Annotated in this window: 21 protein-coding genes and 1 tRNA gene; 8 read left to right on the plus strand and 14 right to left on the minus strand. The window is 43.2% G+C overall.

All coding sequences use genetic code 11. From position 1 onward, the window contains the following. Positions 1-38 precede the first annotated feature (38 nt). Positions 39-1,046: a recombinase RecA gene (recA, locus tag GSY63_RS19905; protein ID WP_166587571.1), complete on the plus strand. Its 1,008-nt coding sequence runs from the start codon at positions 39-41 to the stop codon at positions 1,044-1,046. Between the two features lie 93 nt (positions 1,047-1,139). Here recA and GSY63_RS19910 read toward each other — a convergent pair whose 3' ends face one another. Beyond that, on the minus strand, positions 1,140-1,292 hold the full coding sequence (locus GSY63_RS19910) for a hypothetical protein (RefSeq protein WP_166587572.1): 153 nt from the start codon (positions 1,290-1,292) through the stop codon (positions 1,140-1,142). A gap of 227 nt (positions 1,293-1,519) precedes the next feature. On the opposite strand from GSY63_RS19910, the gene GSY63_RS19915 reads away from it, so the two are divergent. Continuing rightward, complete coding sequence (locus GSY63_RS19915) at positions 1,520-2,362, plus strand: oxidoreductase (RefSeq protein ID WP_166587573.1); 843 nt, start codon at positions 1,520-1,522, stop codon at positions 2,360-2,362. A 39-nt stretch (positions 2,363-2,401) separates the two neighbouring features. On the opposite strand, the gene GSY63_RS19920 is transcribed toward GSY63_RS19915, so the two are convergent. The 3 genes from GSY63_RS19920 to tsaD all read right to left on the minus strand — a co-directional run bounded on the left by GSY63_RS19920 (position 2,402) and on the right by tsaD (position 4,692). After that, positions 2,402-3,382, minus strand: coding sequence for an alpha/beta hydrolase (locus GSY63_RS19920; RefSeq protein WP_166587574.1), 981 nt, complete (start codon positions 3,380-3,382; stop codon positions 2,402-2,404). 11 nt (positions 3,383-3,393) lie between these two features. Continuing rightward, positions 3,394-3,564: a hypothetical protein gene (locus GSY63_RS19925; protein WP_166587575.1), complete on the minus strand. Its 171-nt coding sequence runs from the start codon at positions 3,562-3,564 to the stop codon at positions 3,394-3,396. A gap of 126 nt (positions 3,565-3,690) precedes the next feature. Then, positions 3,691-4,692 (minus strand): tRNA (adenosine(37)-N6)-threonylcarbamoyltransferase complex transferase subunit TsaD, encoded by a 1,002-nt coding sequence (tsaD, locus tag GSY63_RS19930; protein WP_166587576.1) that lies wholly within the window; start codon positions 4,690-4,692, stop codon positions 3,691-3,693. A gap of 58 nt (positions 4,693-4,750) precedes the next feature. Between tsaD and GSY63_RS19935 the strand changes: the two genes are divergently transcribed. Further along, the gene (locus GSY63_RS19935) at positions 4,751-9,205 is read left to right on the plus strand and encodes a translocation/assembly module TamB domain-containing protein (protein WP_208094605.1); all 4,455 of its coding nucleotides are present in this window, start codon (positions 4,751-4,753) and stop codon (positions 9,203-9,205) included. A 5-nt stretch (positions 9,206-9,210) separates the two neighbouring features. On the opposite strand, the gene GSY63_RS19940 is transcribed toward GSY63_RS19935, so the two are convergent. The 3 genes from GSY63_RS19940 to GSY63_RS19950 all read right to left on the minus strand — a co-directional run bounded on the left by GSY63_RS19940 (position 9,211) and on the right by GSY63_RS19950 (position 12,349). Next, positions 9,211-10,416 carry a bifunctional 3,4-dihydroxy-2-butanone-4-phosphate synthase/GTP cyclohydrolase II gene (locus GSY63_RS19940; RefSeq protein WP_166587578.1) on the minus strand — a complete coding sequence of 402 codons (1,206 nt, stop codon included), beginning with the start codon at positions 10,414-10,416 and terminating at the stop codon, positions 9,211-9,213. 103 nt (positions 10,417-10,519) lie between these two features. Beyond that, complete coding sequence (locus tag GSY63_RS19945; protein WP_166587579.1) at positions 10,520-11,938, minus strand: LptF/LptG family permease; 1,419 nt, start codon at positions 11,936-11,938, stop codon at positions 10,520-10,522. A 30-nt stretch (positions 11,939-11,968) separates the two neighbouring features. Then, the gene (locus GSY63_RS19950) at positions 11,969-12,349 is read right to left on the minus strand and encodes an START-like domain-containing protein (protein WP_166587580.1); all 381 of its coding nucleotides are present in this window, start codon (positions 12,347-12,349) and stop codon (positions 11,969-11,971) included. Between the two features lie 156 nt (positions 12,350-12,505). On the opposite strand from GSY63_RS19950, the gene GSY63_RS19955 reads away from it, so the two are divergent. Next, positions 12,506-12,579: transfer RNA gene (locus tag GSY63_RS19955), tRNA-Met, on the plus strand. Between the two features lie 108 nt (positions 12,580-12,687). Here the strand turns inward: GSY63_RS19955 and GSY63_RS19960 are convergent. From GSY63_RS19960 to GSY63_RS19975, 4 genes are all read right to left on the minus strand, one after another. Then, the gene (locus GSY63_RS19960; protein ID WP_166587581.1) at positions 12,688-14,637 is read right to left on the minus strand and encodes a hypothetical protein; all 1,950 of its coding nucleotides are present in this window, start codon (positions 14,635-14,637) and stop codon (positions 12,688-12,690) included. Between the two features lie 336 nt (positions 14,638-14,973). Continuing rightward, entirely contained in the window at positions 14,974-16,161 is a 1,188-nt protein-coding gene (locus GSY63_RS19965; RefSeq protein ID WP_208094606.1) for an FAD-dependent oxidoreductase, read from the minus strand. A 76-nt stretch (positions 16,162-16,237) separates the two neighbouring features. Beyond that, entirely contained in the window at positions 16,238-17,095 is an 858-nt protein-coding gene (locus GSY63_RS19970; RefSeq protein ID WP_166587582.1) for an AraC family transcriptional regulator, read from the minus strand. Between the two features lie 43 nt (positions 17,096-17,138). Next, positions 17,139-17,504 (minus strand): DUF2200 domain-containing protein, encoded by a 366-nt coding sequence (locus GSY63_RS19975; protein WP_166587583.1) that lies wholly within the window; start codon positions 17,502-17,504, stop codon positions 17,139-17,141. Between the two features lie 127 nt (positions 17,505-17,631). Here GSY63_RS19975 and GSY63_RS19980 point away from each other — a divergent pair, with 127 nt between their 5' ends. Further along, positions 17,632-18,447 (plus strand): helix-turn-helix domain-containing protein, encoded by an 816-nt coding sequence (locus tag GSY63_RS19980; RefSeq protein WP_166587584.1) that lies wholly within the window; start codon positions 17,632-17,634, stop codon positions 18,445-18,447. Between the two features lie 64 nt (positions 18,448-18,511). Further along, positions 18,512-20,035, plus strand: coding sequence for an FAD-dependent monooxygenase (locus tag GSY63_RS19985; RefSeq protein WP_166587585.1), 1,524 nt, complete (start codon positions 18,512-18,514; stop codon positions 20,033-20,035). 6 nt (positions 20,036-20,041) lie between these two features. On the opposite strand, the gene GSY63_RS19990 is transcribed toward GSY63_RS19985, so the two are convergent. The 3 genes from GSY63_RS19990 to GSY63_RS20000 form a co-directional block, all read right to left on the minus strand. Continuing rightward, positions 20,042-20,947, minus strand: coding sequence for a helix-turn-helix domain-containing protein (locus GSY63_RS19990; protein ID WP_166587586.1), 906 nt, complete (start codon positions 20,945-20,947; stop codon positions 20,042-20,044). 62 nt (positions 20,948-21,009) lie between these two features. Further along, positions 21,010-21,813: an SDR family oxidoreductase gene (locus GSY63_RS19995; protein WP_166587587.1), complete on the minus strand. Its 804-nt coding sequence runs from the start codon at positions 21,811-21,813 to the stop codon at positions 21,010-21,012. A 176-nt stretch (positions 21,814-21,989) separates the two neighbouring features. Further along, on the minus strand, positions 21,990-23,039 hold the full coding sequence (locus GSY63_RS20000; RefSeq protein WP_166587588.1) for an NHL repeat-containing protein: 1,050 nt from the start codon (positions 23,037-23,039) through the stop codon (positions 21,990-21,992). A 315-nt stretch (positions 23,040-23,354) separates the two neighbouring features. Here GSY63_RS20000 and GSY63_RS20005 point away from each other — a divergent pair, with 315 nt between their 5' ends. Beyond that, positions 23,355-24,326 carry an aldo/keto reductase gene (locus GSY63_RS20005; RefSeq protein WP_166587589.1) on the plus strand — a complete coding sequence of 324 codons (972 nt, stop codon included), beginning with the start codon at positions 23,355-23,357 and terminating at the stop codon, positions 24,324-24,326. 30 nt (positions 24,327-24,356) lie between these two features. Beyond that, positions 24,357-25,175, plus strand: a complete 819-nt coding sequence (locus GSY63_RS20010; RefSeq protein ID WP_166587590.1) for a helix-turn-helix domain-containing protein — start codon at positions 24,357-24,359, stop codon at positions 25,173-25,175. Positions 25,176-25,286 lie beyond the last annotated feature (111 nt).

The raw sequence follows: 25,286 nt of genomic DNA on the forward strand, positions 1-25,286 counted from the left end.
ATAAAAATAATATTACATTTGTTCAAGAAACAACGAAAATGAGCAACCCGGATAAATTGAAAGCATTGCAACTTACGTTAGATAAGTTGGAAAAGTCGTATGGCAAAGGAACCATTATGAAATTGGGCGAAAATACCATAGAACCTATGGAGGCCATTTCAACCGGTTCAATTAGTTTAGATATTGCACTCGGCATAGGCGGTTTGCCTAAAGGCCGTATCATTGAAATATACGGACCAGAGTCATCTGGTAAAACAACCCTAGCTATTCATGCTATTGCAGAATGCCAGAAAAAAGGTGGCATCGCAGCATTTATTGATGCGGAGCACGCTTTCGATCGTTTTTACGCTAAGAAATTAGGTGTAGACGTAGAGAACCTTTTGATCTCTCAGCCAGATAACGGTGAGCAAGCATTGGAGATTGCTGACAACCTGATCCGCTCTGGTGCTATCGACATTATCGTAATTGACTCTGTGGCTGCCTTGGTTCCTAAAAGTGAAATTGAAGGCGAAATGGGTGATTCTAAAATGGGTTTACATGCCCGTTTAATGTCGCAAGCCTTACGTAAGCTAACCGGTACCATCAGCAAAACCGGATGTTGCTGTATTTTCATTAACCAGTTGCGCGATAAGATTGGTGTAATGTTCGGTAACCCGGAAACCACTACCGGTGGTAATGCCCTTAAGTTCTACGCTTCGGTACGTTTGGATGTACGCCGTATATCACAAATTAAGGATACCGACGAGGTTTCTGGTAACCGCGTAAAAGTGAAGATCGTTAAAAATAAAATCGCCCCCCCTTTCCGTATTGCCGAGTTCGACATTATGTTTGGCGAAGGTATTTCTAAAGCAGGTGAGATCATCGACTTGGGTGTTGATTACAACATCATTAAAAAAGCAGGTTCATGGTTTAGCTACGGCGATACCCGCTTAGGCCAGGGCCGCGACGCGGTTAAACAATTAATATTGGATAACCCGGAATTAGCCGAAGAACTGGAAGAAAAAATCAAAGGTTCGCTTACTGCTGATAAATTGGAAGAAGCATAGTAGCTTATCATACACGAGACACAAAATATCGTGCCTGATAGTAAAAAAAGAAGGCCTTCAAAATTTGAAGGCCTTCTTTTTTTTATATGCACTCTATCTATAATGCCCGGGAACCCAATGCCTGCCACCATAAGGCCCATAGTTATAATGGCCTTCAACATACCCACCTCTACGCTCTTGCACAACACACGAACTTAAACTTGCTACGGCAATCAACAGCACCAGAAAATATTTTATCGTTTTCATAGATGTTTTCATTTTTAGTTATGACTTACTTAAAATTGGAAGGTTTAATATTAGGTATCGAGCATCGGGGCGGCAGTTACCGCGGTCCTGACAAACAAGTTTGGCAGGACGGGTGAAGAAGTCGACCTCTCAACTTAATAAACCCCCATCAATAATTCAACTCTCCCCTGACAAACAAATCATACCTGTATTGTTACTTCGTTAGTACATAATCAAAATGAAAAACAATGAGTAAAGTATGGTTTATAACAGGTTGCTCTACCGGTTTCGGCCGAGACCTGGCCAAAGAAGTGCTGGCAAACGGCTACCGCGCAGCAGTTGCTTCGCGTAATACAGACGATGTTAAAGATATAGTAGAGGCGTACCCGGAAACAGCTATCCCTGTAAAATTAGATGTTACTAAATCCGACGAAATTGCAGCGGCAGTAGAGCAAATCAAACAAAAGTTCGGTACTATTGACGTGCTGGTTAACAATGCGGGCATAGGTTACTTCGGCGCTATTGAAGAGAGCGAAGAAGAAGAAATCCGTCGTATGTTCGAGATTAACTTTTTCGGCTTGGCTAATGTTACCAAGGCTGTGTTGCCTATTATGCGTAAACAGCGCAGCGGGCACATCTTAAACATCGCTTCGATAGGTGGCCTGGTCGGGTTCCCTGCTGTAGGTTTCTACAATGCCACCAAATTTGCTGTTGATGGTTTTTCCGAATCTTTGGCAAAAGAAACTGCACCACTGGGCATTAAAGTAACCGTAATTGCCCCAAGTGGCTTCCGCACAGACTGGGCAGGCCGATCTGCAAACAACAGCAAAATTGTGATTGACGACTACAAGGAAACTGCGGGCACAAATAAAAATAACATCCGTGGGTACAGTGGCAAACAACCCGGCGACCCGCTGCGTGCAGCTAAGGCGATGATAGCCGTTGTGGAATCAGAAAATCCGCCACTAAGATTATTATTAGGCGAAGCTGCCTTAAAAGGCGCCCGCAACAAACTGGAATTGTTGAAGAAAGATTTTGATACCTGGGCCGAAACCAGCATAGGTGCCGATTTCCCTAAAGACGAGCAATAATGAGTAAAATAAAAAGGAGTAAGTTTTGCTTACACCTTTTTATTTTGACACAAATACTTTGTTCAGAAATACAGTTACATAGTTTACTGTGGGTGTAAACCAAGGCTCGAAAAGGCAAAAAGTATGCGGCGTATCCGGAAAAGTATGAACCTCGTTATAAATACCGAACTTATTTAGTTCGGCCACGAAATCATTACGGCCCGCATGCATGCGGTCGACCGAACTGTTAACAAATAAAGTTGGTGGAGTATGAGACCCAACATAACTCAGCGCCGATGCCATCTCATATAAATTAGGCTCATCTTTTTTATTATAGCCAAACCAATTGGTAGCTGCAGAAATTGTTTTGCTATCATCACCCTCGCCCGACTCCGGATGAATAAAGGCCAATATACCATCTATATCTACAATAGCTTGCACGGCATATTTGTTGAAGTCTTTATCGCCATTTGTAAATATGCTGTTATTGGCAGTAGTCCCCAGTAATGCAGCAAGTTGTCCACCTGCCGAGAATCCAAGGACAGCTATTTTATTGGTATCGATGTTAAACCGATTTGCATTTGTACGTACCCAGCTAATAGCACTTTTTAAATCCTGAACCGCGGCAGGAAATAGTGCTTCTGTTGATAAACGATACGCTGGTGTAAAACAAACAAATCCATTTTCGGCCAAACGTTCGGCTAATGGGTAATGCTGCGTACGGTTGCCCGAGCGCCAACCACCGCCATGGATAATTATAATGGCAGGCAGTTTCTTCTTTGAATGTTTCTTGGGATAAAAAGCATCGATGGGCAAGGGTTGCTTATCTAGATTCGGATAGCTTAAGTTTCTCTCCACCTTAACCGGGGGCGGTAAACTATCCTTTACCAATATAATATCCGAATACTTCTTTTTAGCGCTTTTATAGGCGCTGTAGTTGGTAAAAGAAGTATCAGGCTGGTTTATAAGTCCTTCAATTCGTTGGGCATAGGTTTGCCCAACCAGCAGAATCAACAATAAAATGATGATTGGGCAACGCATCGATTGAATAATTATTTGCCTCCGGTCCTAACGTACATGTACACTACAGCCACAACAATGGTAATAATTACCACCACAAGGCCGGTTACACCTTTTTTCTTATCCTGACGCATCAGCCATATTAAAAAAGCAAAAAGAGGTATTGCAAAAACTACCCAGAATATTAATGAAGGTCCGCTCATTGTTTAGTTATTATGTTGCTCTGTCGATTGGGTTGATAAATTTTCTTACTTTCCCATCAAAAGATTTGCAATATTACTAATTCCAACTCAATCAACTTAATAAACCTAATTAACAAATAACCAATTTTAAAATGGCATTCTTGCTAATGGCGCTACCTGTTGGCCGACAAACTCGCCCTGCAAAAATTTATAATGCCCAGCAATGGCAATCATGGCGGCATTATCTGTACAGTACTCAAACGCGGGGATAAAGCTTCTCCAACCGTGCTTATCGGCAAGTTCTTTTATTCCTAAGCGTAAGCCCGTATTGGCGGATACGCCACCTGCCAGTGCAATATCTTTTACACCGTAGGCCATAGCAGCTTTTTCGAGCTTGTTTAATAAGATAGTTACTATTCGTTTTTCAACCGAAGCGCAAATGTCAGGCATATTTTCCTGTACAAAGTTGGGGTTCTTGGCTTCATTATCACGGATGAAATATAAGATCGATGTCTTCAACCCGCTAAAGCTAAAATTGAATCCAGGAATCTGCGGTTCCGGGAATTTAAAAGCATCCGGATTACCCAAACGTGCATATTTATCTATCAGTGGGCCACCGGGATAAGGCAAGCCGAGCACTTTGCTGGTTTTATCCAACGCTTCACCGGCAGCATCATCCTGGGTATGGCCAACAATTTCCATATCAAAATAATCCTTCACCAATACAATTTGCGTATGTCCACCAGAAACGGTCAAACATAAAAAGGGAAATTGAGGTTTATTATCACCGATGAAATGCGCCAAAATATGGGCCTGCATATGGTTAATATCAATAAGCGGTATATCCTGTGCGAGGGCAAATGCCTTTGCAAAAGATACGCCAACTAAAAGCGAACCTAAAAGACCAGGTCCGCGCGTAAAAGCTACTGCATCAATATCATTTTTGCTTACTTTTGCCTTTAGTATAGCTTGTTGTACAGCCGGAATTATATTTTGCTGGTGAACACGCGAAGCTAGTTCGGGCACAACGCCCCCATAAGCCTCGTGTATAGTTTGATTGGCAATAATATTGCTCAGCATTACACCGTCTGCGCATATAGCGGCAGAGGTTTCATCGCAAGAAGATTCGATTCCTAATATTACAGGCACAGCAGTGTTTTAAAAAGGCAAAGTTATTAAAAAAGTACTCAAAATAGCGATATGCATAGTGCTGATCATCTTCCTGATGTTAAGCATATTGTTACTCATATCTCAATACAAGCCGGTGCAAACCTGGGCTGCACGCAAGGCTACCGCTTACTTATCTAAGGAGCTGAACACTAAGGTAGACATTAAGAGCTTATACATTAAGCCCTTCTCCTCTATTGTACTCGAAGACCTGTATGTTTTAGACAAACAACATGACACTTTATTGCGCACACCGCGCTTAACGATAGATCTGGAGAAGTTTTCGATATTTAACAGCATTCCGGCGCGGACCATTAATTTCGATTCTATAGCGCTAGATCGTGGCTCTTTTTATCTGAAAAAGTATAAGGACAGCACCACAAACCTGAAGTTTATTATCGATTATTTTAATTCAGGTCCGCCGGACACAACCAAAAAAGTAAGCAAACCGTGGACGCTTAATTTCGGTCAAATAGCCTTAAATGATCTGCGGTTCCGTTATAAAAATTACCTCGACACGACAAAAACCAAAGCTCAGGTTAACTTTGAAGATGTTGATGTAAGCAATTTCAGCGTTAATATCCGCAACATGGATCTTAAGAACCATCTATTTAAGGCAAGGCTCCAAAAACTAACCTTAAAAGAAAAAAGTGGTTTTTATGTGAAAGAGCTGAGCGGTAATGCCACCATTGATACCAATCAAATCCTGATACAAAACCTGTACATCGTTACCCCACACTCCCGGCTTCGCGACTATTTCAGAATGAGGTTTAAGTCTTTTGATGACTTCGACAATTTTGAAAATAAGGTTTACATGGATGGCGACTTTAAGAATTCGTTTATCTCATCAAAAGACGTAGCTTATTTCACAAGCACACTTGATAAAACCCAATTTGATTTAGGCTTAGACGGACGTATTAAAGGCAAGGTAAATTACTTGTCGGCAAAAAATCTAACGGTTACTGGCGGCCAGGCTACCTACCTCAAAGGTGATTTTAGCTTGAGGGGTTTACCCGAATGGGAGACCACCCAACTAAATCTAAAGTTCGACCAGTTAGCAACCAACAAAAAGGATCTTGATTTCCTGTTGCGTCGCTTTGCGGGCGATCCTAAACTAAGCCTGCCCGATTTCCTTACAAAGTTCGGCAATATCAACTTTACTGGTACACTAAATGGCTTGCAGGACAACTTTGTTACCAAAGGCACTTTTAAAACCAAGCTCGGCCGTTTTGATCCGGATCTGCGGCTTACCTTCAAAAAGTTACCGGGCTATGTAGGCAAGATAAACTTGTACGATTTCGACCTGGGAAGTATGCTGGATAACGCATCGCTTGGCCGAACATCTTTAGCAGCCAATGTTGATGGTAGCGGCGATGAGCTGAAGAACCTCAAAATTAAAACCGATGCACGCATTAGCTATATCGATTTTAACAAATACCGCTACAGCAACTTAACAGTTAATGGCTCTTATATTAATGATCTCATCAACGGAAAAGTTAATATTAACGATCGCAACGTTAAGCTTAATTTAAACGGCAGTGTAGATTTTAAACCCACGTTACCGGTTTATCAGTTTGATGCACAGATAGCTAATGCAAAGCTACACTCGCTAAAACTATTGAGCGATACCATTACGCTAAGCACCTCCTTAAAAACGCACTTTAAGGGTAATGATCTTAAAAACCTCGAGGGCTCAATTGTGCTTTCTCCTATCCGTGTTGTAGATCCGAGACATGATTATCTGCTCGATTCGCTTAATTTAACCTCGACGGGAATTGGTAAATCGAGGGTAATTGCATTGCGATCAGATCTGGTTGAAGGAACACTTAAAGGATCATCCGATTTAGCTACGCTTCCCTCTTATTTCAAAACTATAGTTAAGCAATATATACCTTCGCTAAAAACGAGCATCGTAAAACCAGGACCGCAGGATTTTGAGTTTAACTTGCAAATTAAAAATATAGACCCGCTTACGGCTATGTTTTTACCCGACCTAAAAATTCCGGACCAGGCTACTTTTAACGGCAAGTTTAACTCCGAAACCCACACGGCAACGCTGAACGGATATATTAAAACTTTTAAATATGGCAGCACCGTTTTCCACGATTTTATTATCGATGAAAACACTACCGATCAGTTTCTGGGCCTTAACGTATCCTTAAGCAAGGTTGACCTTACCGACAGCTTATTTATCAAAAACATTACGGTAACCAACTTCCTTAAAAAAGACAGTCTTAATTTCAACGTTAAGTTATCTGACAAAGATGCTACCAACCAGTTAGACCTTTATGGCCTGGTGCAGTTTGGACGCGATACTTCGGCCAAGCTTAAACTTTTACCGTCCGACGTTATATTGGAGCACGAGACCTGGCGATTGAGCGAAGAGGTACGTATTCGCTTACTGGGCAGCCGTACACAGGTATCAGGTTTCTCCCTGGCTAATGGCAATCAACGGGTAAAGATCAATGGATTTATATCAGATGATCCGGCCGATGTGCTTAAGCTAGAATTTGATCAGTTTAGCATGAGTACCTTAAATCAGCTAACCAAAGCTGGTGGGGTGTTATTAAAAGGTTCGCTCAATGGCGATGTGCAATTTACATCTATTACCAAAAACCCCGGGATAGCTGCCAATTTGGGTATTGATTCCTTAAATATGAATGGCACTCAGGTAGGTAACGTAAAACTTGTGTCGTCGCTGGATAATAGCCGAAATGAAGCCAATGTGAACCTTAATATACTTAATCGCGGATTACAGACCATGAAGATTGCCGGCGTATATCGTTTAAAGAGCGAAACCGACAATCTGGATTTTGATGTAACCATGAATCAAACCGAGGCCATCATTTTTGAACCTTTTGTTAAAGGGTTGGTGTCGGGCTTAAAAGGTACTATTTCAACTAACCTTAAGCTAACGGGCACACCAGGCAAGCCGCTGTTAAATGGGGATGTTACTTTGGCTAACACAGGTGTTACGGTAGACTATCTGAAGACATCATACATTGTTAATGATAAGCTAGATGTTAAAAACAGCGTTATTGAAATAACCGATATGAGCCTGGCAGACGGCCACGGCGGAAAAGGAACTGCCAATGGTAAAGTTGACCTCACCAATCTATCAAACCCAGATATTGAGGTAAAACTGGATGCGCGTAAAATGCTGGCGCTTAATACCAAATTTAAAGACAACAACTTGTACTACGGCACAGCCTTTGCAACCGGCAGTTTCAACTTTAGCGGCCCTATTGATAACATGAAGATCGATATTAAGGCAAAAACCGAAGACAGTACGGTATTCAATATCCCTTTAAATACATCAATGGTTGCGGGCGATTACGATTTTATCCGCTTTGTTAGCCATAAAGATTCGGCAAAGGTTGCACCTCCCGCAGTTAATGCCTTTAACGGGGTTACTCTTAATTTCGACTTAACGGCTGATGAAAAAACCCTGGTGGTTATTGGCACGGACTATGGCCAGTTGCAGGGCCGTGGTACTACCAGCAACCTTAAACTAAACATCAACAGCCTGGGCGATTTCCAGATGTTTGGAGACTTTCTGATATCCTCAGGTAAGTTTGAATTTACTGCGAAAAACTTTATCAGTAAGATATTTCAGGTAAACCAGGGCGGAACTATCAGATGGACGGGCGACCCGAGCAATGCTAATATTGATATGCAGGCCATATACGAAGTGCGCACAGATGTAGCCAACTTGTACCGTGCCGCAGGGATGCAGGCCCCAACTACCCAAAAACAGGAGTTGGTGCAGGCTCAGTTAATATTAACCAAAACCCTGTTGCATCCCAACATGGATTTCGACTTTAATTTCCCTAATGACCCTGCCATTAAAGACGATCTCGGCCCCTATTTAACAGATTATAACAATCGTAGTCAGCAGGCTTTGAGCTTAATTGTACGCCGACAATTCGCCACTGGCTATGGTAACAATTTAACCAACCAAGTTGCACAAACCCTTCAGGATGCAACAACGGAGTTTGCATTTAATAAACTGAATAACCTGATATCGCAGGCCAATATTAGCAAGAATATCGATATTAACTTCCGGTCTTTTACAGATGCAAGTGCTTCGGTACACATATTTAATGATCGCTTGCTTTTAAATGGAAGCCTTTACAACACCAACCCTAATAATAATTTATTTGCTGCCGGTGGCAGTCAGAGTTTATTTAACGGCAACATCAATAATTACACTAAAGATTTCGAGGCCGATTATCTGATCCGTCCTGATGGCCGTTTGCGTGCACGCTACTCTTACCGGGTACTCAACGCAACCACGTTAAACAGTATCAATAACATCGACGTACAATACGTAAATGGATTGGGTTTAATATACCAAAGGGACTTCGATACTTTTGGCGAGTTTTGGCGCAGCATATTTTCCAGAAGAAAACGTACCACCAACACCCCGAACAACAGTACCGCAGCCCCAACTACAGGTAACGACGCGGATAAGCCCGAAGACGAACGCGAATAATTTTTTTAATGATTGAGTAAAATGGTATGATCCATCCTGTCGCGTTTTGTACGCAGGTACGATTCGTTATGTGGGTTTGGGGTAATCTCAATAGGCACCGTTTCAACAACCTCTAAACCGTAACCAACAAGGCCTGCACGTTTTTTAGGATTATTGCTCATTAACCTCATTTTAGATACGCCAAGGTCGCGTAATATTTGCGCGCCGATGCCGTAATCGCGCTGGTCCATTTTAAAGCCCAGTTGCAAATTGGCATCAACGGTATCGAAACCATTTTCCTGCAAGTGATAAGCCTTTAATTTGTTAACCAACCCAATACCACGGCCTTCCTGATTCATGTATACAATTACGCCCTTACCCTCTTTCTGGATAATTTCCATTGCCTTATGTAATTGTGGGCCACAGTCGCAACGGCATGATCCGAAAATATCGCCGGTAACGCACGAGCTATGTACACGCACTAATATAGGTTCGCCTGGTTCCCAAGTACCCTTAACTAAGGCAAGATGGTTTTCGTTAGTATCTAATTGGGTGTAGGCAATCATATCAAAATCGCCCCATTGAGTAGGCATTTTTACCGCTACTTCTCTATGGATAGACGAATCGGTATTTAAACGATATTCGATCAGATCTTTGATAGAAACGATCTTCATATCAAACCTTTTGGCAATCTCTAAAAGCTCTGGCAAACGAGCCATTTCACCAGCTTCATCCATAATTTCGCAGATCACTCCAGCAGGTTCAAAACCGGCAAGTACAGCCAAGTCAACAGCCGCTTCCGTGTGGCCTGCACGACGAAGCACGCCGCCATCTTTAGCAATCAGCGGAAAAATATGTCCGGGTCTACCTAATTCATCAGGCTGTATAGCTGGGTTAATTAAAGCCAGGGTAGTTTTAGAACGGTCTGTAGCCGAGATACCAGTTGTACAACCGTAACCCAGTAAATCAACAGAAACAGTAAAATTTGTTTCGTGCGAAGTAGTGTTTTTGCCGACCATTGGTGCCAGTTCCAGCTCTTTAGCACGTTGAACTGTAATAGGGGCGCAAACTAAACCACGTCCGTGGGTAACCATAAAGTTAATGGTTTCGGGAGTTGCGTTGCGTGCAGCTGTTAAAAAGTCGCCTTCATTTTCACGATCTTCGTCATCAACTACTATAATGGTTTTGCCAGCTTTAATGGCATCAATAGCTTCTTGAATGGTATTAAGCATACTCTAAATATTTACAGGTATAGGTTAAAAGATACCTGTTGTTATACAAACTTACTTCAAAATGCAATACACCGCGTCTGCACTGTGTAAAAACAATACGTAGCTAAGCTGCCTTTCGTTTAAATAACCTGTTAAAAAGTTTTTTGTAAGAATCCATATCAAACAATACCGAATCTGTTGCCGCTTTGTAAGACAGGAAGAAGCCGATAGGCGTTAGCACCGCAATAGCTATCCACATACCTACAGCCGGAGCAAGGTTTCCCTCTTTAACAGATTTTTCGCCAATGGTAGAAATGATATAATAAATGAGGAAGAATACAACTGCTACAACCACCGGCAATCCGAGCCCACCTTTACGAATAATAGCGCCCAAAGGAGCACCGATAAGGAAGAGTGCCAGACAAGCAGCCGAAAGGGTGAACTTCTTTTGATACTCAATGATAGATTTACGGATGTCTTTAGATACCTCTTTATATCTATCATTACGGCCTTTGATCATATCTTTGATAGAACGTACTTCGTTAGCTGCATTATTTACAACCGAAATTTGGTTATAAACGTCCATTTTTTTAACATAATCAGGCTTATAAGGTAGGTAGTCCAGCTTTGGCCTTGGCTTGTGCGAAAAGTTAAAATACTTGTAGTAGGCCGACATCAGGGTAAAATTGGCCCGTAAACCACTATCAATCTGCTTTTGGGTTGAATCCCTGAAAAAACGCAACTGCTTGAGGTTCATCATCTGGTACGCCCGCGAAAATTCGCTCTCATTGGTGCGCTTTAACTTAAAGCCCGACATATCAAATTTCTGCTCGGTTTCTTTAAACCGGAAACGTGTAAGCCGTTGGCGCGAGTTACCTAATTCTCCTGCCGATTCCTCATAACGGATACCATCTTTAAGCCGCAGTACCAGATACTGATCGTTGGGTGTGCGGTACATCGTACCTTCTTTGGCAAACAATACCGAGTTGTTATTTTCGGCAGTGTTACGCTGATAGATCATCACGTCGTACAGCCTCTGCCCGTCGGGATCTTTTTTATTAACGCGGATGGTATAACCTGGAAAGCTATTGTTAAACACACCCTCCTTAATCAGGAAAGCTGATTTTTGCTGGCGCGCATCCCACAATAGCGAATAATACTTAAGATTGGCAACCGGCAACATATAATCTGAAAAGATAAATGCCGACACGGCGAGGATAGTAACCACAATAACCATGGGATACATAGCCCGGCTTAAAGAGATACCTGCCGATTTGATTGCCACCAGCTCATAATTTTCACCGAGGCTACCGTAGGTCATGATAGAAGAGAGCAGCACCGATAATGGCAACGCCATAGCCACATTGGTAGCCGACGCGTACATCATGAGCTCCAAAATTATATACCACTCAAATCCCTTGCCTATCAGGTCGTCGATGTATTTAAATAAAAATAGCATCAACAGCACAAACATCACAATGAAAAAGGTAACTATAAAAGGCCGTATAAACGACTTAAGTATCAGTAGGTGTATCTTCTTCACAATGCAAATTTAGCGAAATTTTGGTTGCCCCTAGGCACCCAATACGCTAATAAGGTAATCGATCTGGTTGTCCCATATCAATTTTCGCTCGGGGATGGCATCTTCGGTGGCATAATCGGTAATGGCCAGGGCAACATCGTTAGTTAGCTCGTCTTGCACAATTTCCATTTCGAAATAGCATTGTGGTTCGTCGTCAACCCACTTAAATCTTACCACTTTATTCTCCTTTGTGAAGAGTAATTTGGCTTTCTGTTGTTCATCATCCCAGGTAAAAGTGTACACGTGGTCGCGAACCGTAACTGAATCGGCAAACCATTGCATCAGCCCGTTGGCCTCACTGATGAAACTATAAAGTATTCTTGGTGAGGATCTTATCTCATATTCGATATGATATTTCTTCTTCTCAGACATAGGGGTCGCAATAGTTAAAAGTGCTTGGGGAGTTTTTTGAACATTTTTTCTAAAGAAAAGTATTTTCTACTATATTTGCAAACCTTTTTAGGAAAGCACGCAGCTATATTCAATAAGTTATTAACATAGTACGCTGAAATCCTTAAAACGGCATACGGCGGGGTAGCTCAGATGGTTAGAGCGTAGGATTCATAACCCTAAGGTCGGCAGTTCGATCCTGCTCCCCGCTACTGGTAAAAAAGCCACTCTTTCGAGTGGCTTTTCTTATTTTAGTATAGTTCTGGAATAAGTCTTACCCGGGTTATGCTCTCTTAGAGCTACCCTTGCAAAGATTTCAATCAATTATTTAGAATCCAATTTGCTTCCTCGTTTGCTGATAACACCACTATACCATCTGAACTTGTAGCTCCTTCTTTTGATTTCGTAACCAATTTAAGTTGCCTGCCTTTAAAAACAGACGAAAGATCGACAGCAAAGCTGCGTTGTTTGTTGGATAAGTTTTTGAGCTTAAACTCTTTTGCGGTAATTGTATAACGTATGTTGTATAGCGGGTTAGTAAATTCAATTGTTCCGTAACCGTTAAGGTTTGGCTTAATAAACAAATCAGCATTTAGGGAATGTTGGATACCTAAGAAATTATCGATAAGCACCGAGGTATAAACGCATGGATATTCATAATACTTATCGGCACCGTGCCAATCTTTGTTATCAAGGTAGTAGATATGGTTCATGTCATACCTTTCGCCCATGTAGAAAGAATCCTTAACCGCTTCAAGCGCTACCGTTTTAAGTTGCTTAAAGAGCATATCGTTGTCGTTTCGCTTTCTCCAGTAAGAAGCATCCCACCACCAATAACGCCCGGCAGCACAAAGATCATAAGGCCCACCGTCGCCAATTTCCGATTTATTGTATGCACCAACATCAGCAGATATAAAACTGGGAAACCTTTGAAATTCTGCGAGATGCGAATCCACCAGCTTTGCTACAGCTTGGGCTTGGGCTTCTGTAGCAAATCCGAAAGTTACAGGTAGAATGTTCGCCAGCAAATGTATGTGATCATGTGTTACGCCATTTCTATCTATCCAATCTACAAACCGCTGTTCTTTTTCATCCCAAAACCCTTGCGGTAACGGCTGCACCAGTTGGCGAGCTATTTTTTTAGAAAATTCAGCGTAATAATTTGATTTATCTGCCCTGTTCAAAATGCTTTCCATTTGTGCCAATAATTGGAAGGTATAGGCTGCCAATGCCCCCGACATCGTTTCACGGCCGTCTTTCATCACCTGATCTTCATAATACACGTCAGACCATACACGGCCGTATTTATCGGTGTTTGCAATCGTAAGCGAAGCCGCATTTTCAAGGTTTTCAATGTTTTTTGTCAGCCACGAAAGATCTTTGGTAGCCTCAAAGTAGTGAAACGACTCTTCCAGAACCTCCATATTTCCTGTTAACAGAAACATATCGGCATTCTCTTTACCGTTTTGGCTATTTCTGCGGATATGGTATTCGCGTTCGCCAGACGGTTGCACAGAACAGGGGGCCCGGAATAAACCTTCCGGATCGTCTTGCATTAATTTAAATTGAAGCTCTATCATCCGTTTCACCATATCAACATCCAGGTCGGAGGCAAAAGCGAGGCGCCCTTTTATCTGAAATTCGTGATCAACATCTGGATAAGAACCGGCGTAGGCACGTGGATTTAATGTGCTTATTACGTACCCGCTTGAATAGGGATAGTTTTTTGCCTTGGTTTTTTCAATCACAGATTGCAGCATGGTGCCCCAGTAAAAACCAGCCAGGGCATTTGCCAATGTATCTCCGCTTTGAATGTTTAGAGTATATCGGTTGTTAAAACAATCGCTATGAGGGCGAGCCTCGGCAGTATGCAATTCAAATTTGGGAGAATATACTTTTACTTTTAACCGGCCTTTTTCTGCAACTGCCGAAACAGAATCGCGGCCGGATAATTTGATCAAATAAGCGTGATCTTTTGAAAACGGATCTTGAGGCAAAACCCACAAATTTGTATTTGCACTAACCTTGCCCGAATCTGCATTAAGTGGCAGCACATACCATTTATCGCCTTCCCGGTTTATGCCAATGCAGGTGTGTGTTGTAAAAGTTAGTTCAATAGGGTTATGGCCATCCAGCGCGCTCACCGAGGAGACACCATTTATAATTTTTGCTTTAGCATTATTTACATTCTGTAGTATACCCGAGGCCTTAATCTGAGCTTCAACTATAAAACTATTCAACAAAAAAATTGCGACTAAAAGCTTTCTCATAACTGATAAATTTGGCAACGCTTTAACGGTATTCAGAATATGCTTTTGCTTGCGCAGGCGTTGACAGCTAGATTAGTTAATGTCAATATTACATTTATTATCATTGACGCTAAAAAATCACCAAATCCGCGATTTGCACTTTACACTTCTAATTACCGTTGCTGTTTTAAGTTTATTTGGAAACCGAATATAAAGGTTTATCTCCACATCTAAAAATCTGCCCGGGCCGTCAATTAATAGAGACATGCTACAATTAGCACATCTCTATCCACGCAGAATTATTAACAAGATGAAGCGCTATTTTGGGGCCAATGGCCAGTTATGCCACTGCAACACTCAGTTACTGCTACCAGAAAGCATTTGAATTAATTTCTGTACGGATTCATCGGTAGGTGCTGCGAAATCTTCAATTCCTTCCATCGTTTCATCAGTTAAGGCAGCAGCCCGGCTAATCATCTTGTCTTCATAAGCCGCAACGGCAACGTGCAAATCCGGATATTCAGCGCTCGTTAAACATTCGCTCAGTTCCAATGCGTCCAGCATTGCCAGATTAACGCCTTCGCCGTTTGGCGGCATCAAATGCGCTGCATCGCCCAGCAGGGTTATATTAGCTTTTGTTTTCCACCTTTGTTCGAGCGGAAAGTAGTTCAGCGGGCGCGGTGTAAATTGGGTACAGGCCTTAAACAAAGTGTAAAAAACAGGGTTCCAATCCTGATAAAAACTGACCAAATATTGATAAACTTCGCCGGCATTGTTAAAGTTAATTCCGCTGGTGCTGGTCCAGTGTTCGGGATACATAGATGCTGCATAGAATGTCAATCCGCCATCGCCTCTTGGTTGTACCGCTATCGTTTTACCCGAGCCCATCGCCATCAGATTGGCATTATTTACTAACTCATATATTTCAGGGCAAGCCGCTTCCGGGTCGTCGATTTCGCCTTGTATAATTGTTGCACCAGAATACAGTGCTTTGGTATCAGTCAGGTACGGGCGAATCTTTGAACGATAGCCATCTGCGCCAATAACCAGATCTGCCGTTGTCTTATTCCCGTTTTTGAATTCAAGTTCCCAGCTATCACCAACCGGTTTCATGCTGATAAACTGACTATCCCAAACAACCGTTCCAGGTTCCAAAGCCGCAATTAACAGATCCCGCAATGCCCCTCTGTCAATTTCCGGGCGAAAGTTTTTGTCGCCGAAGGTGATACCGCCGTACTGATTGCCTTCGTCCAGCAAAATTTGAGCCTGCGGATCAACCAAACGGTACTTATCCGCCCCGGTCATATAGTTTGCTTTAAAGGCGTCCAGCAACCCTGCCGCCTCTATCACGCTCAGGCCGGAATCAAAATGAAGATCAACAATGGCACCCTGTACACGTGCCGCCTGGCTAAAATCCCGTTCATATACTTTTACATTCCCGCCCCCAGCTTGTAATAACCGCGCAAGCGTTAAACCACCCGGACCGCCGCCAACGATGGCTATCTTTTTATCTTTCAGCAAATTTATTTTATTTGAAGTCTCCATTTTTTCTCCTTTTTATGACAACAAAGGAACAGCATTAAGCCGATGGATGAAATGGCGGAAGGCAGCAAGTATAGGACTAATCGCGGTTTTTGTCGCGGAACGTTAAAGGAGTAACGCCTACGGCTTTCACAAACAGCCGCGTAAAATAAGAATAGTCGTCGTAGCCGAGTTCTCCGGCAATTTCCTTGACGGATTTTGCGGAATGATAAAGAAGCCGCTTAGCCTCCAGTACAACCCGCTCGCGGATAAGATCAGAAACGGGCCGACCACTGGTTTTGTGCACACATTCGTTCAGGTAGGACACAGAAACATTCAGAAGTTCGGCATACATGGCCGGCCTTTTGATCGTTTTAAAATTTTGCTCCAATGATTTTCTGAAGGCATTGGTCACCAGTTCAAAACGCGTATAGTTTCCCGTCGGATTAGCCTGTGCTGCAAATTGCGAGGCGACAAGTCCTACTAATGTGTTGCAACCATCCTGCAAGAAGGCATGATAAAGTTTTTGATCTTTCAGCTCAAAAACCTTCATGCATACCCTGGCAGTTGCAGACAGGATATTCATTGATTCTTGGGCTAAACTTAACTCATTCTGTAGCACCAGATTGTTCAGTAAATGCAAATAGTCTGGCCGGAGGTTTTCTGCGGTTATCATCCAGGTACTGATCTCAGCATCTTCGAAGGCGATTACGCGATGCACCTGTCCCGGCCTTATAAAAATAACGGCTGGCGATTGAAGCTGATAAATCTGAAAGTCAATTTCGATGTGCGTAACGCCTTTTTCCTGTAGAATAAAGGTATAACCACTATCGCGGTGCGGCCGCTCAATCTGTTGGGAACCGGGTGATCCGTCAAACGATTGTCGCATAACCATAATTCCGCCGCCCGCTCCGGGGGGCAAGGTATAAATGGGTATATCATTGTCTCGTTTACTCATAGTTCTTTTAGAAGGGCATCAGCATTTTAGATACTAAATAAGCTTACGCCCCTCTCAATATCTTCTCCATTTTCTTTCCTTTAGCTAACTCATCCACCAACTTGTCCAGATAGCGTACCTGCCGGGTTAGGGGGTTTTCTATTTCCTCTATACGGTAGCCGCAGATCATTCCGGTAATTAGCGGGGCGTTGGGATTTAGTGTAGCATTTTCGAAGAATGTTTCAAACGTGGCTTTCTGTTCGATGAGTTCCCGGAGTTTTTCATCGTCAAAACCTGTTAACCACGTAATCACCTGGTGAAGTTCTTCTACTGTCCTGCCCTTCTTTTCAACTTTAGCAACGTACATTGGGTATACCGAAGCGAATGTCATTGTTGCAATACGCTGATTATGTGTATCGGAAGTATTCATGATTTATAAATTAATAGTGGTCTCTGATGTTACTTTCTGGTCAGATACATCAAATATAAAGATAACATACTGCACCTTATGGTTGTTATTGGCGCCCCATCATTAATAAATATGCCTAACTTTAACCATGCAGCACCAGGAATTTGCCCCTCCCGAAGAACTACGGGATACGATCAAGTGCTTTTGGTTTAATAGCCGGAGTGCAGAAGATGACTCAAGTTTCGAGGTACAACCAGATGGTTATGCTGAAATCATATTTCATTTCGGGAGTTTATTTAGCATAGATCAAAATGGGGAACCCAAACCCTTACCCTCGCCTTTTATGATGGGCTTGCTTAATCAGCCTGCTAATTTTTACGCTGAAAACGGTTTAGATATTCTTGCAATTCGATGCTATCCCTGGACGGTATTTGATCTGCTCGGATTACCTTCGGGCAAAAACGGCGTTCAAACGTTTGAGCATCCTATAGCCCAGCTTCAACCCAAATTGAAGAAATGGGTGGAGGCTGGTAAGATAACAGAAGCGCTTGACGAGTTAAAACAATACTTGTTAGAAGCGCGATTGCACGTGGCTGCCGATAGCATGCTAAATAAAGCCGGAATTGCCATGCGCCAGGCAAGCGGCACCATGCCTGTAAGCCTTGTGGCCGAGGCCGCGCATGCCACGGTGCGTACGCTGGAAAGGAAATTTAAGCAGTCTTCCGGCCATACGGTTAAAGATGTGTCGGCCCTGATACGTTTTGAGCAGGTACGCAACCACCTATGGCATTATCCCGATGCCAACCTCGCTGCGTTGGCGCATGAACTAGGTTACGCAGATCAGCCTCATTTGAGTAAGGAGTTTAAGCGGTACAGTGGCACTACACCGGCTGCCTTTGCAAAAAAAGCAAAGAATGGCAAGTTGACCGTGGGCAACAATTTTGTCGCATTTGTACAAGCCTAGGCCAGCGGTGTTTCAGAATTTTGTGTTTCAATCAGCTAGCATAAAAGCTACAAATGAAACACTTATGAATAAAGATCAAAATCAATCGATATACGATGTAATTATCTCCGGAGCAGGGCCAGTAGGCTTGTTCCTCGCAGGCGAACTGGCACTGGCCAAATGTTCTGTACTGATACTCGAAAAGGCAGAAGACCCAAACTCGCCATTAAAGCAACTGCCTTTCGGGGTACGGGGTCTTTCGGCACCAAGTATTGAGACACTTGACCGCCGCGGCCTGCTTAGCGAATTGGAGCTACATAAACGCCTCAAAAATCCCCATCAAAACTCTGGGCAAGGGGCCCGCCGCCAGGTGGGACATTTTGCAGGCATTCCGTTTCACGAAGGCGACATCGACACCTCGCAATGGATCTATCGCTTGCCGAACTCAACCGCAACCAGTTTAATGTCTGAAATACAAGAGCTTGAAATTATCCTGACTCGCCGTGCCGAATCTTTGGGTGTAGAAATTAAACGCGGCTTAGCCATTACAGGGTTTGATCAAACAGAGAACAATGTAACTGTTCAGTCAGGCGACCGATCTTTTCAAAGCAAATGGCTGGTAGGCTGCGATGGCAGCCGAAGTGTTGTGCGCAAGCTGGCCGGGTTTGAGTTTGCAGGCACCGAACCGGAGTTTACCGGTTACACTACTAAGATCGATATTGCCGACCCGGAGAAACTTAAATCGGGCAGAAATATAACGCCGGCCGGCATGTACCTGCAATCGCAACCTGGATATGTAATTATTCAGGATTTCGACGGTGGGGCATTTCATGGCTCGGAAGAGCCTGTCACACTGGAACACGTGCAGGAAGTACTGCGCCGCGTTTCCAACACCGACGTTACGGTAACGGCACTCCATGCCGCAACCACCTGGACCGACCGCGCCCGGCAAGCCACCACCTACCGCAAAGGAAGGGTACTATTAGCCGGCGACGCCGCCCACATCCATGCGCCGTTGGGCGGCCAGGGGCTTAATCTTGGCCTCGGCGATGCCATGAACCTGGGCTGGAAACTCGCGGCAACTATCCGCAATAAAGCCTCGGAAGGCTTGCTGGATAGCTACTATGCCGAACGATACCCAATTGGCGTGCAGGTACTGGATTGGTCGCGCGCGCAGGTTGCCATTATGAGACCAGACCCCGATGCCCGGGCACTTAACGCAATTGTGCGCGACTTGATGAATACACGCGATGGCGCCACCTATTTTGCCAGCCGTGTATGGGGTATTAATACGCACTACAAGCTCGACGGGCACCACCCTTTAACAGGCCGAAGCGTTCCTAACTTTGAGATGGAAAATGGTGTTACAATTGGCCAATTGATGCGCGATGGCAAGGCAATACTTCTTGATTTTGATTCGAATGCACACTTAAAAGATTTAGCTAATGAGTACATTGATCAACTAAAATATGTTTCGGGCCGCGCAGCAGAACAGTTTGGGTTAAGCGCCTTATTGATACGCCCCGACGGATTTATTGCCTGGGCATCTGATAGCGAAACCGATGAAGATGCTATCAGAAGGGCCATAGAGCTTTGGTTTGCCGCATAGCATGGCTTAATTAAAGGTTTGCCGAAACTCCAGCGGGGAAATATTCACTTTCTTTTTAAATAGTTTATTGAACGATTGCGGATGCTCAAAACCCAGCTGATAGGCAATTTCGGCCACGGAAAAGTTGGTTACAGAAAGGTATTCTTTTGCCCTTTCAATCAACTTTTCCTGAATATGTTGCTGAGCACTTTGCCCGGTAAGGGAGCGTAACAAATCGCTTAAATAATGCGGCGATAAATTGAGTTGCTGAGCCAAAGCGTCTACCGTGGGAAGCCCGCTCTGCAAACCATTGCTATTTTCAAAATATTCGTTCAATAAGGTCTCCGTTCTGGTCAAAATGTCGTGGTTTACTGCTTTGCGGGTAATAAACTGTCTTTCGTAAAACCGGTTACTGTAGTTTAGTAAAAGATCAATCTGCGACAGGATAATATCTTGGGTGTGCTTGTCTATATGCTGATACTCCTCTTCAATTTTCTGAAAAATCTCTACAATATTTCTCTCTTCCTTTTCCGAAAGATGCAATGCCTCATTAACCTTGTATGAAAAGAAACCACAATTTTTGATAGTGGAGGCGAGCGGGTGTTTGTACAAAAAATCGGGGTGGATAAACAACGCATACCCCGACGCTGGTTTAAGTATCTCGGTTTGAGAAGCGTCGAGCGACATAACCTGCTTAGGAGCAACAAAGGTCATTACCCCTTTGTCATAATCATAGTATTGCTGTCCGTATTTCGTTTTTCCTGCGATATTCTTTTTCAGAGATATACAATAGAAATTTACAGAGAACTGCTCCCAGATTGCACTATCAACGAAACGCATATCCGCAACGCGAACAACACTTACCAAGGGGTGTAGGGGTTCGGGCAAGGACACTAATCGATGTTTTTCGGATATGGAGTTTATAACGTACATATTTATCTGCTTTTACAAATTTACACAGGCAAAGTCTTTTTACGGCTTTGCCTGCTTTTTAATTATCCGAGAATCTGTTTTCTGATCTCTTTTCTAGATTCTTCACTACCAATTTCCACCCGTCGGGCATACATGGCCTTTGCATCTTCGCCAGCGACATACCTAATCTGGTCTTTACCATCTGTGGCCGCTTCGTAAACTACGCCGGCTATTTTTTCGGCGGTTGAGGCATTTTGCATCATGGCATCCGTAAGGGCAAATAATTTGTCCTCTAATTCTTTGTAGGCAGGATGTGTGCTTCGATCGAGTGATCTATCTAAAAAATCTGTTGCAATACCACCGGGGGCAACTGTTTTAATGCCGATATTGTGTAAACCCAATTCGAACGACATACTTTCCGACCATCCTTCTACCCCAAATTTAGTAGCGTGATAAAGCGAATGTAACGGAAAACCCAAGAACCCTCCCATAGAGGTTGTGCTTATAAACACCCCGCTTTTCTTTTCTCTAAAATGAGGGATAAACGCATGCGTAACCCTTATAACACCCAAAAGATTAGTGTTTATCTGTCGCAACATCTGCTCATCGGTCAATGCTTCCATTGCTCCCATCAACCCGTACCCTGCGTTGTTAAACACAACATCGATAGCATGTAAAGAAATAGCTTTTGCTACGGTGGATTTAATTTGCTCCAGGTTAGTAACATCTAAGGGTAATAGCGTTACGTTTTTCAGTTGGTTTAACTCTGTTTCTTTTTCGGGGCTACGCATGGTGGCAATAACATTCCACCCCTTTGATTGAAATAGTTTGGCGGTTGCTTTTCCTAATCCTGTTGACGCTCCGGTTATAAATATTGTCTTTTGCATTTTTCTATTGTTAAAATTCACAATGCAAAAATCCAGCTAATGCAGCTACCCGGTGTTTCCATATTGGGGATAGTTGTATCCAAATTGCAGGTATTTGCTCAACGTAAGCGCCCCACATAAAAAAAGCAGTCACTTAAATAAGATGACTGCTTTGCTTATGTCAATGTCTTTAGTTTCTACTTCAGCAATACTTCCCTTACCAAATTTCTATCGGTAAAATAGAGTATGCTTTCATCTTTCGACAATGCAAGTTGTGTTGGCCTTACATCTGCGTAAACGCCAACGCCATCTCCCGCATCAAACGGTTTACTGGGGCCACTGATGTATTGCAGTTTGCCGTCAACAATTCTTTTCAGAGCTGCATCATCGATGATATACAGGGTACGGCCGTTTTTTGTACCAACTATAGAATGGATATAATCGAATTTAAGATCTCTGAAAATCCGTGTAAATACGCCCGAAGGTGTTAGTTTATAAATAGACCTGTAGTTTAAAACAATGTATTTAACACCATTATAACCGAGATAAAACTCCATAATTGTCGGGTCGTTGCTAAACATAGGGTCTTTATACACCGAGTCTTGGGGTATTGTAATTCCTCCTGTGCCCAGGTAACCCTGCGGACTAACTTCAAATTTTTGGAGCGCACTGGTGCCCGTTCTGGCATCTATCCCACTAATATATACATTACCGTTAACGCCGTCTGTTTCCAGGTCGTAATAGATAAATGATCTGCCATTAGGGTCATAGCTGGGGCCGCCCGGCGCAAATGGCGGGGTAAGTACCTGCCCACCCGGTTTAATTATCCACATATTATTTCTGGCAACTACAAAGGGTGAATTCTGCGTCAGAATATTGATAGTGCCATTTTTTTGAACCCTTACTCTCATGGGGTTGCTCAATACGTCTCCGTCGGGCGCGTTGGGAATAGCTAATGTAGTAACCACGCCACCCGGTGTAATCCGGTATATCTTACTAGCATTCTGTTCGGCAACGTAAATGTTCCCATCATCAGCTACGTCAATCCCGTTGGGGTAATCAAATTTTTCACCCGTTTTACCGGCAATGGTTTTAATAGTTAGGGGCAGATTGGCGGCATTAGTGGCAAGCTGCATACCAGAAGTGGCTTCCACCTCATCAGCGGGCTTAGCAGCTGTCACTACATCTTTCTTGCAGCCAGCCACGCTAAGAGCCAGCAGCGCAAATAGTAAAATTTTAGTTTTCATAAAGTTGCTTAATTGGTTTACACAGTAATGCGTAGGTATAGCAAAGAAGGGTCAGCTTTGCAGGAGGAGCTAAGTCTTATAAGTGGTAATCAAAGCTAGCTAAGATGCCTTGGATTAATAACTCAGCATACTATATGTGCTGAAAATGAGAAATAGTGTGTAAATATTAAAAACGATAGTGCCTCTTAAATCTAATAGGCAAGCATTGTTAAAATAAAGTTGAGCTATACAAGCAAGCAATTTGAGCCGTAGAGAAAATCGCATAGAGCGAACAAGCTCCATCTTTGTATTGTTTAATTTATAAAACAACTACAAATGACAACGATACCAAAAATAACACTAGGCCAAAATGGGCCGCTTGTTTCAAAACTCGGCTTAGGCTGCATGCGCATGTCATCCGTTTGGGGTGGGCCGGTAAATGATGAAGCCGAAAGCATTGCCACCATCCAAATGGCATTAGATAATGGCATTAACTTTTTGAACACCGGCGACTTCTATGGGGCCGGCCATAACGAACTATTGGTAGGAAAAGCTGTTAAAGGCCGCCGCGATGATGCCTTTATCAGCGTAAAATTCGGTGCTATCTTCCACAATGGCCAATGGCTTGGGCTAGATCTTCGCCCAATGGCAATCAAAAACTTTATCAACTATTCACTGGTGCGTTTGGGTATTGAGACTATCGACCTTTATCAGCCCTGCCGAATGGACAATAGTGTGCCCATAGAAGATATCATCGGCACTGTAGCCGACCTGATAAAAGAGGGCAAAGTTCGTCACCTGGGCGTTTCTGAAATAACTGCAGATCAGTTACGCAAGGCTAATAGTGTTTATCCCGTGTCTGCATTAGAGATTGGTTATTCGCTGGCCGATCGCCAGATAGAAAGCCAACTGCTGCCTACTGCCAAAGAATTAGGTATTAGCGTAGTGGCTTTTGCCAATACTGCCGAAGGCTTGCTTACCGGAGACATGAAAGCACCTCTCCCTGCTAACGATTACCACACGCATTTTTCACGTTTTCAAGGCGAAAACCTGGTGAAGAATTTGGAGAAAGTAGAAGTACTAAAACAAATGGCTAAAGATAAAGGCGCCACACCAACACAGTTAGCTATTGCCTGGGTAAACGCACAAGGCGACCATATTATGCCTTTAGTGAGCATGAGCCGCAGGACACGTTTACCGGAGAATACTGAAGCCATGGGAATCACATTCACTCCGGAGGAAATCAATACGCTTAATACCGAATTTGCTCCCGGCGCAATTGTGGGTAGCACTTACTTGCAGCGATAGTGAGCCCTTGTTGTTTTCTATATTTACATCATGATCAATCCAAAAGAAATAATCCCGGGGGTGCTTTTTTACTCTTACCTCTCCACCAGGAGAAAAGATAAAGTTGGCTTCTTAAATCACAACACATTGGTTTTACTGGTTTCGGGACATTTTACTTTGGAAACGGCTGCGCAGAAAATTACGATGCGGAGGGGCGAAATGTTGCTGATCGGCAAAAACCAGCTGGCCCAAATTACCAAAACCCCACTGCCCGACGAAGATTATGAAACGATAGTTATCTCCTTACAGGAAGAACTGCTTAGAAAGATAGCCCTCGAAGAACAAATAGAAATTACAGATAAATACGTTGGCCCGCCTAATATCCACATCCCTGCAAACGAGTTTTTGCAGGGATATTTTCAGTCTGTTATGCCTTATGTGCGTACCGCTTCCGAGAATATTTCGGCCGATATGGGCATGTTGAAAATAAAGGAAGGTGTAAAATTATTGCTGCATGCCATGCCCTGGCTCAAAAATGTTCTGTTCGACTTTTCGGAACCCCATAAAATCGACCTCGAGAAATTTATGCTGAGTAATTTTCATTTCAACTTCCCAATCGAAAAGTTTGCTCAACTTTCTGGCCGCAGCCTTGCCGGGTTTAAACGCGATTTTCAAAAAACATTCGGTATGCCGCCAAGGCACTGGCTGCAAGAGAAAAGATTAGATGAAGCATGGCACCTCATTGAGCATAAGCAAATGAAACCATCTGCCATTTATCTCGACTTAGGTTTCGAAAGCCTGTCACATTTTTCGCATTCGTTTAAAAAGAAATTTGGCAAGGCACCCACTGAGTGGTTGTTACATAGTTGAAGAAGTCTTCTTCAACTATCGATTAAATTCCAACGTTACTGCGCCAATTGGGTAACATTTTAATTGCAGTATAATTTGCCGGTGCAATTATCGTATTATTGATACAACGAA

This window comes from Mucilaginibacter agri, from assembly GCF_009928685.1.
Classification (GTDB): Bacteria; Bacteroidota; Bacteroidia; order Sphingobacteriales; family Sphingobacteriaceae; genus Mucilaginibacter; species Mucilaginibacter agri.

Coding starts and splice junctions, on each gene's coding strand:
- recA (WP_166587571.1), top strand. CDS start 39: ATGAGCAACCCGGATAAATTGAAAGCATTGCAACTTACGTTAGATAAG.
- GSY63_RS19910 (WP_166587572.1), bottom strand. CDS start 1,292: ATGAAAACGATAAAATATTTTCTGGTGCTGTTGATTGCCGTAGCAAGT.
- GSY63_RS19915 (WP_166587573.1), top strand. CDS start 1,520: ATGAGTAAAGTATGGTTTATAACAGGTTGCTCTACCGGTTTCGGCCGA.
- GSY63_RS19920 (WP_166587574.1), bottom strand. CDS start 3,382: ATGCGTTGCCCAATCATCATTTTATTGTTGATTCTGCTGGTTGGGCAA.
- GSY63_RS19925 (WP_166587575.1), bottom strand. CDS start 3,564: ATGAGCGGACCTTCATTAATATTCTGGGTAGTTTTTGCAATACCTCTT.
- GSY63_RS19940 (WP_166587578.1), bottom strand. CDS start 10,416: ATGCTTAATACCATTCAAGAAGCTATTGATGCCATTAAAGCTGGCAAA.
- GSY63_RS19950 (WP_166587580.1), bottom strand. CDS start 12,349: ATGTCTGAGAAGAAGAAATATCATATCGAATATGAGATAAGATCCTCA.
- GSY63_RS19960 (WP_166587581.1), bottom strand. CDS start 14,637: ATGAGAAAGCTTTTAGTCGCAATTTTTTTGTTGAATAGTTTTATAGTT.
- GSY63_RS19965 (WP_208094606.1), bottom strand. CDS start 16,161: ATGGAGACTTCAAATAAAATAAATTTGCTGAAAGATAAAAAGATAGCC.
- GSY63_RS19970 (WP_166587582.1), bottom strand. CDS start 17,095: ATGAGTAAACGAGACAATGATATACCCATTTATACCTTGCCCCCCGGA.
- GSY63_RS19975 (WP_166587583.1), bottom strand. CDS start 17,504: ATGAATACTTCCGATACACATAATCAGCGTATTGCAACAATGACATTC.
- GSY63_RS19980 (WP_166587584.1), top strand. CDS start 17,632: ATGCAGCACCAGGAATTTGCCCCTCCCGAAGAACTACGGGATACGATC.
- GSY63_RS19985 (WP_166587585.1), top strand. CDS start 18,512: ATGAATAAAGATCAAAATCAATCGATATACGATGTAATTATCTCCGGA.
- GSY63_RS19990 (WP_166587586.1), bottom strand. CDS start 20,947: ATGTACGTTATAAACTCCATATCCGAAAAACATCGATTAGTGTCCTTG.
- GSY63_RS19995 (WP_166587587.1), bottom strand. CDS start 21,813: ATGCAAAAGACAATATTTATAACCGGAGCGTCAACAGGATTAGGAAAA.
- GSY63_RS20000 (WP_166587588.1), bottom strand. CDS start 23,039: ATGAAAACTAAAATTTTACTATTTGCGCTGCTGGCTCTTAGCGTGGCT.
- GSY63_RS20005 (WP_166587589.1), top strand. CDS start 23,355: ATGACAACGATACCAAAAATAACACTAGGCCAAAATGGGCCGCTTGTT.
- GSY63_RS20010 (WP_166587590.1), top strand. CDS start 24,357: ATGATCAATCCAAAAGAAATAATCCCGGGGGTGCTTTTTTACTCTTAC.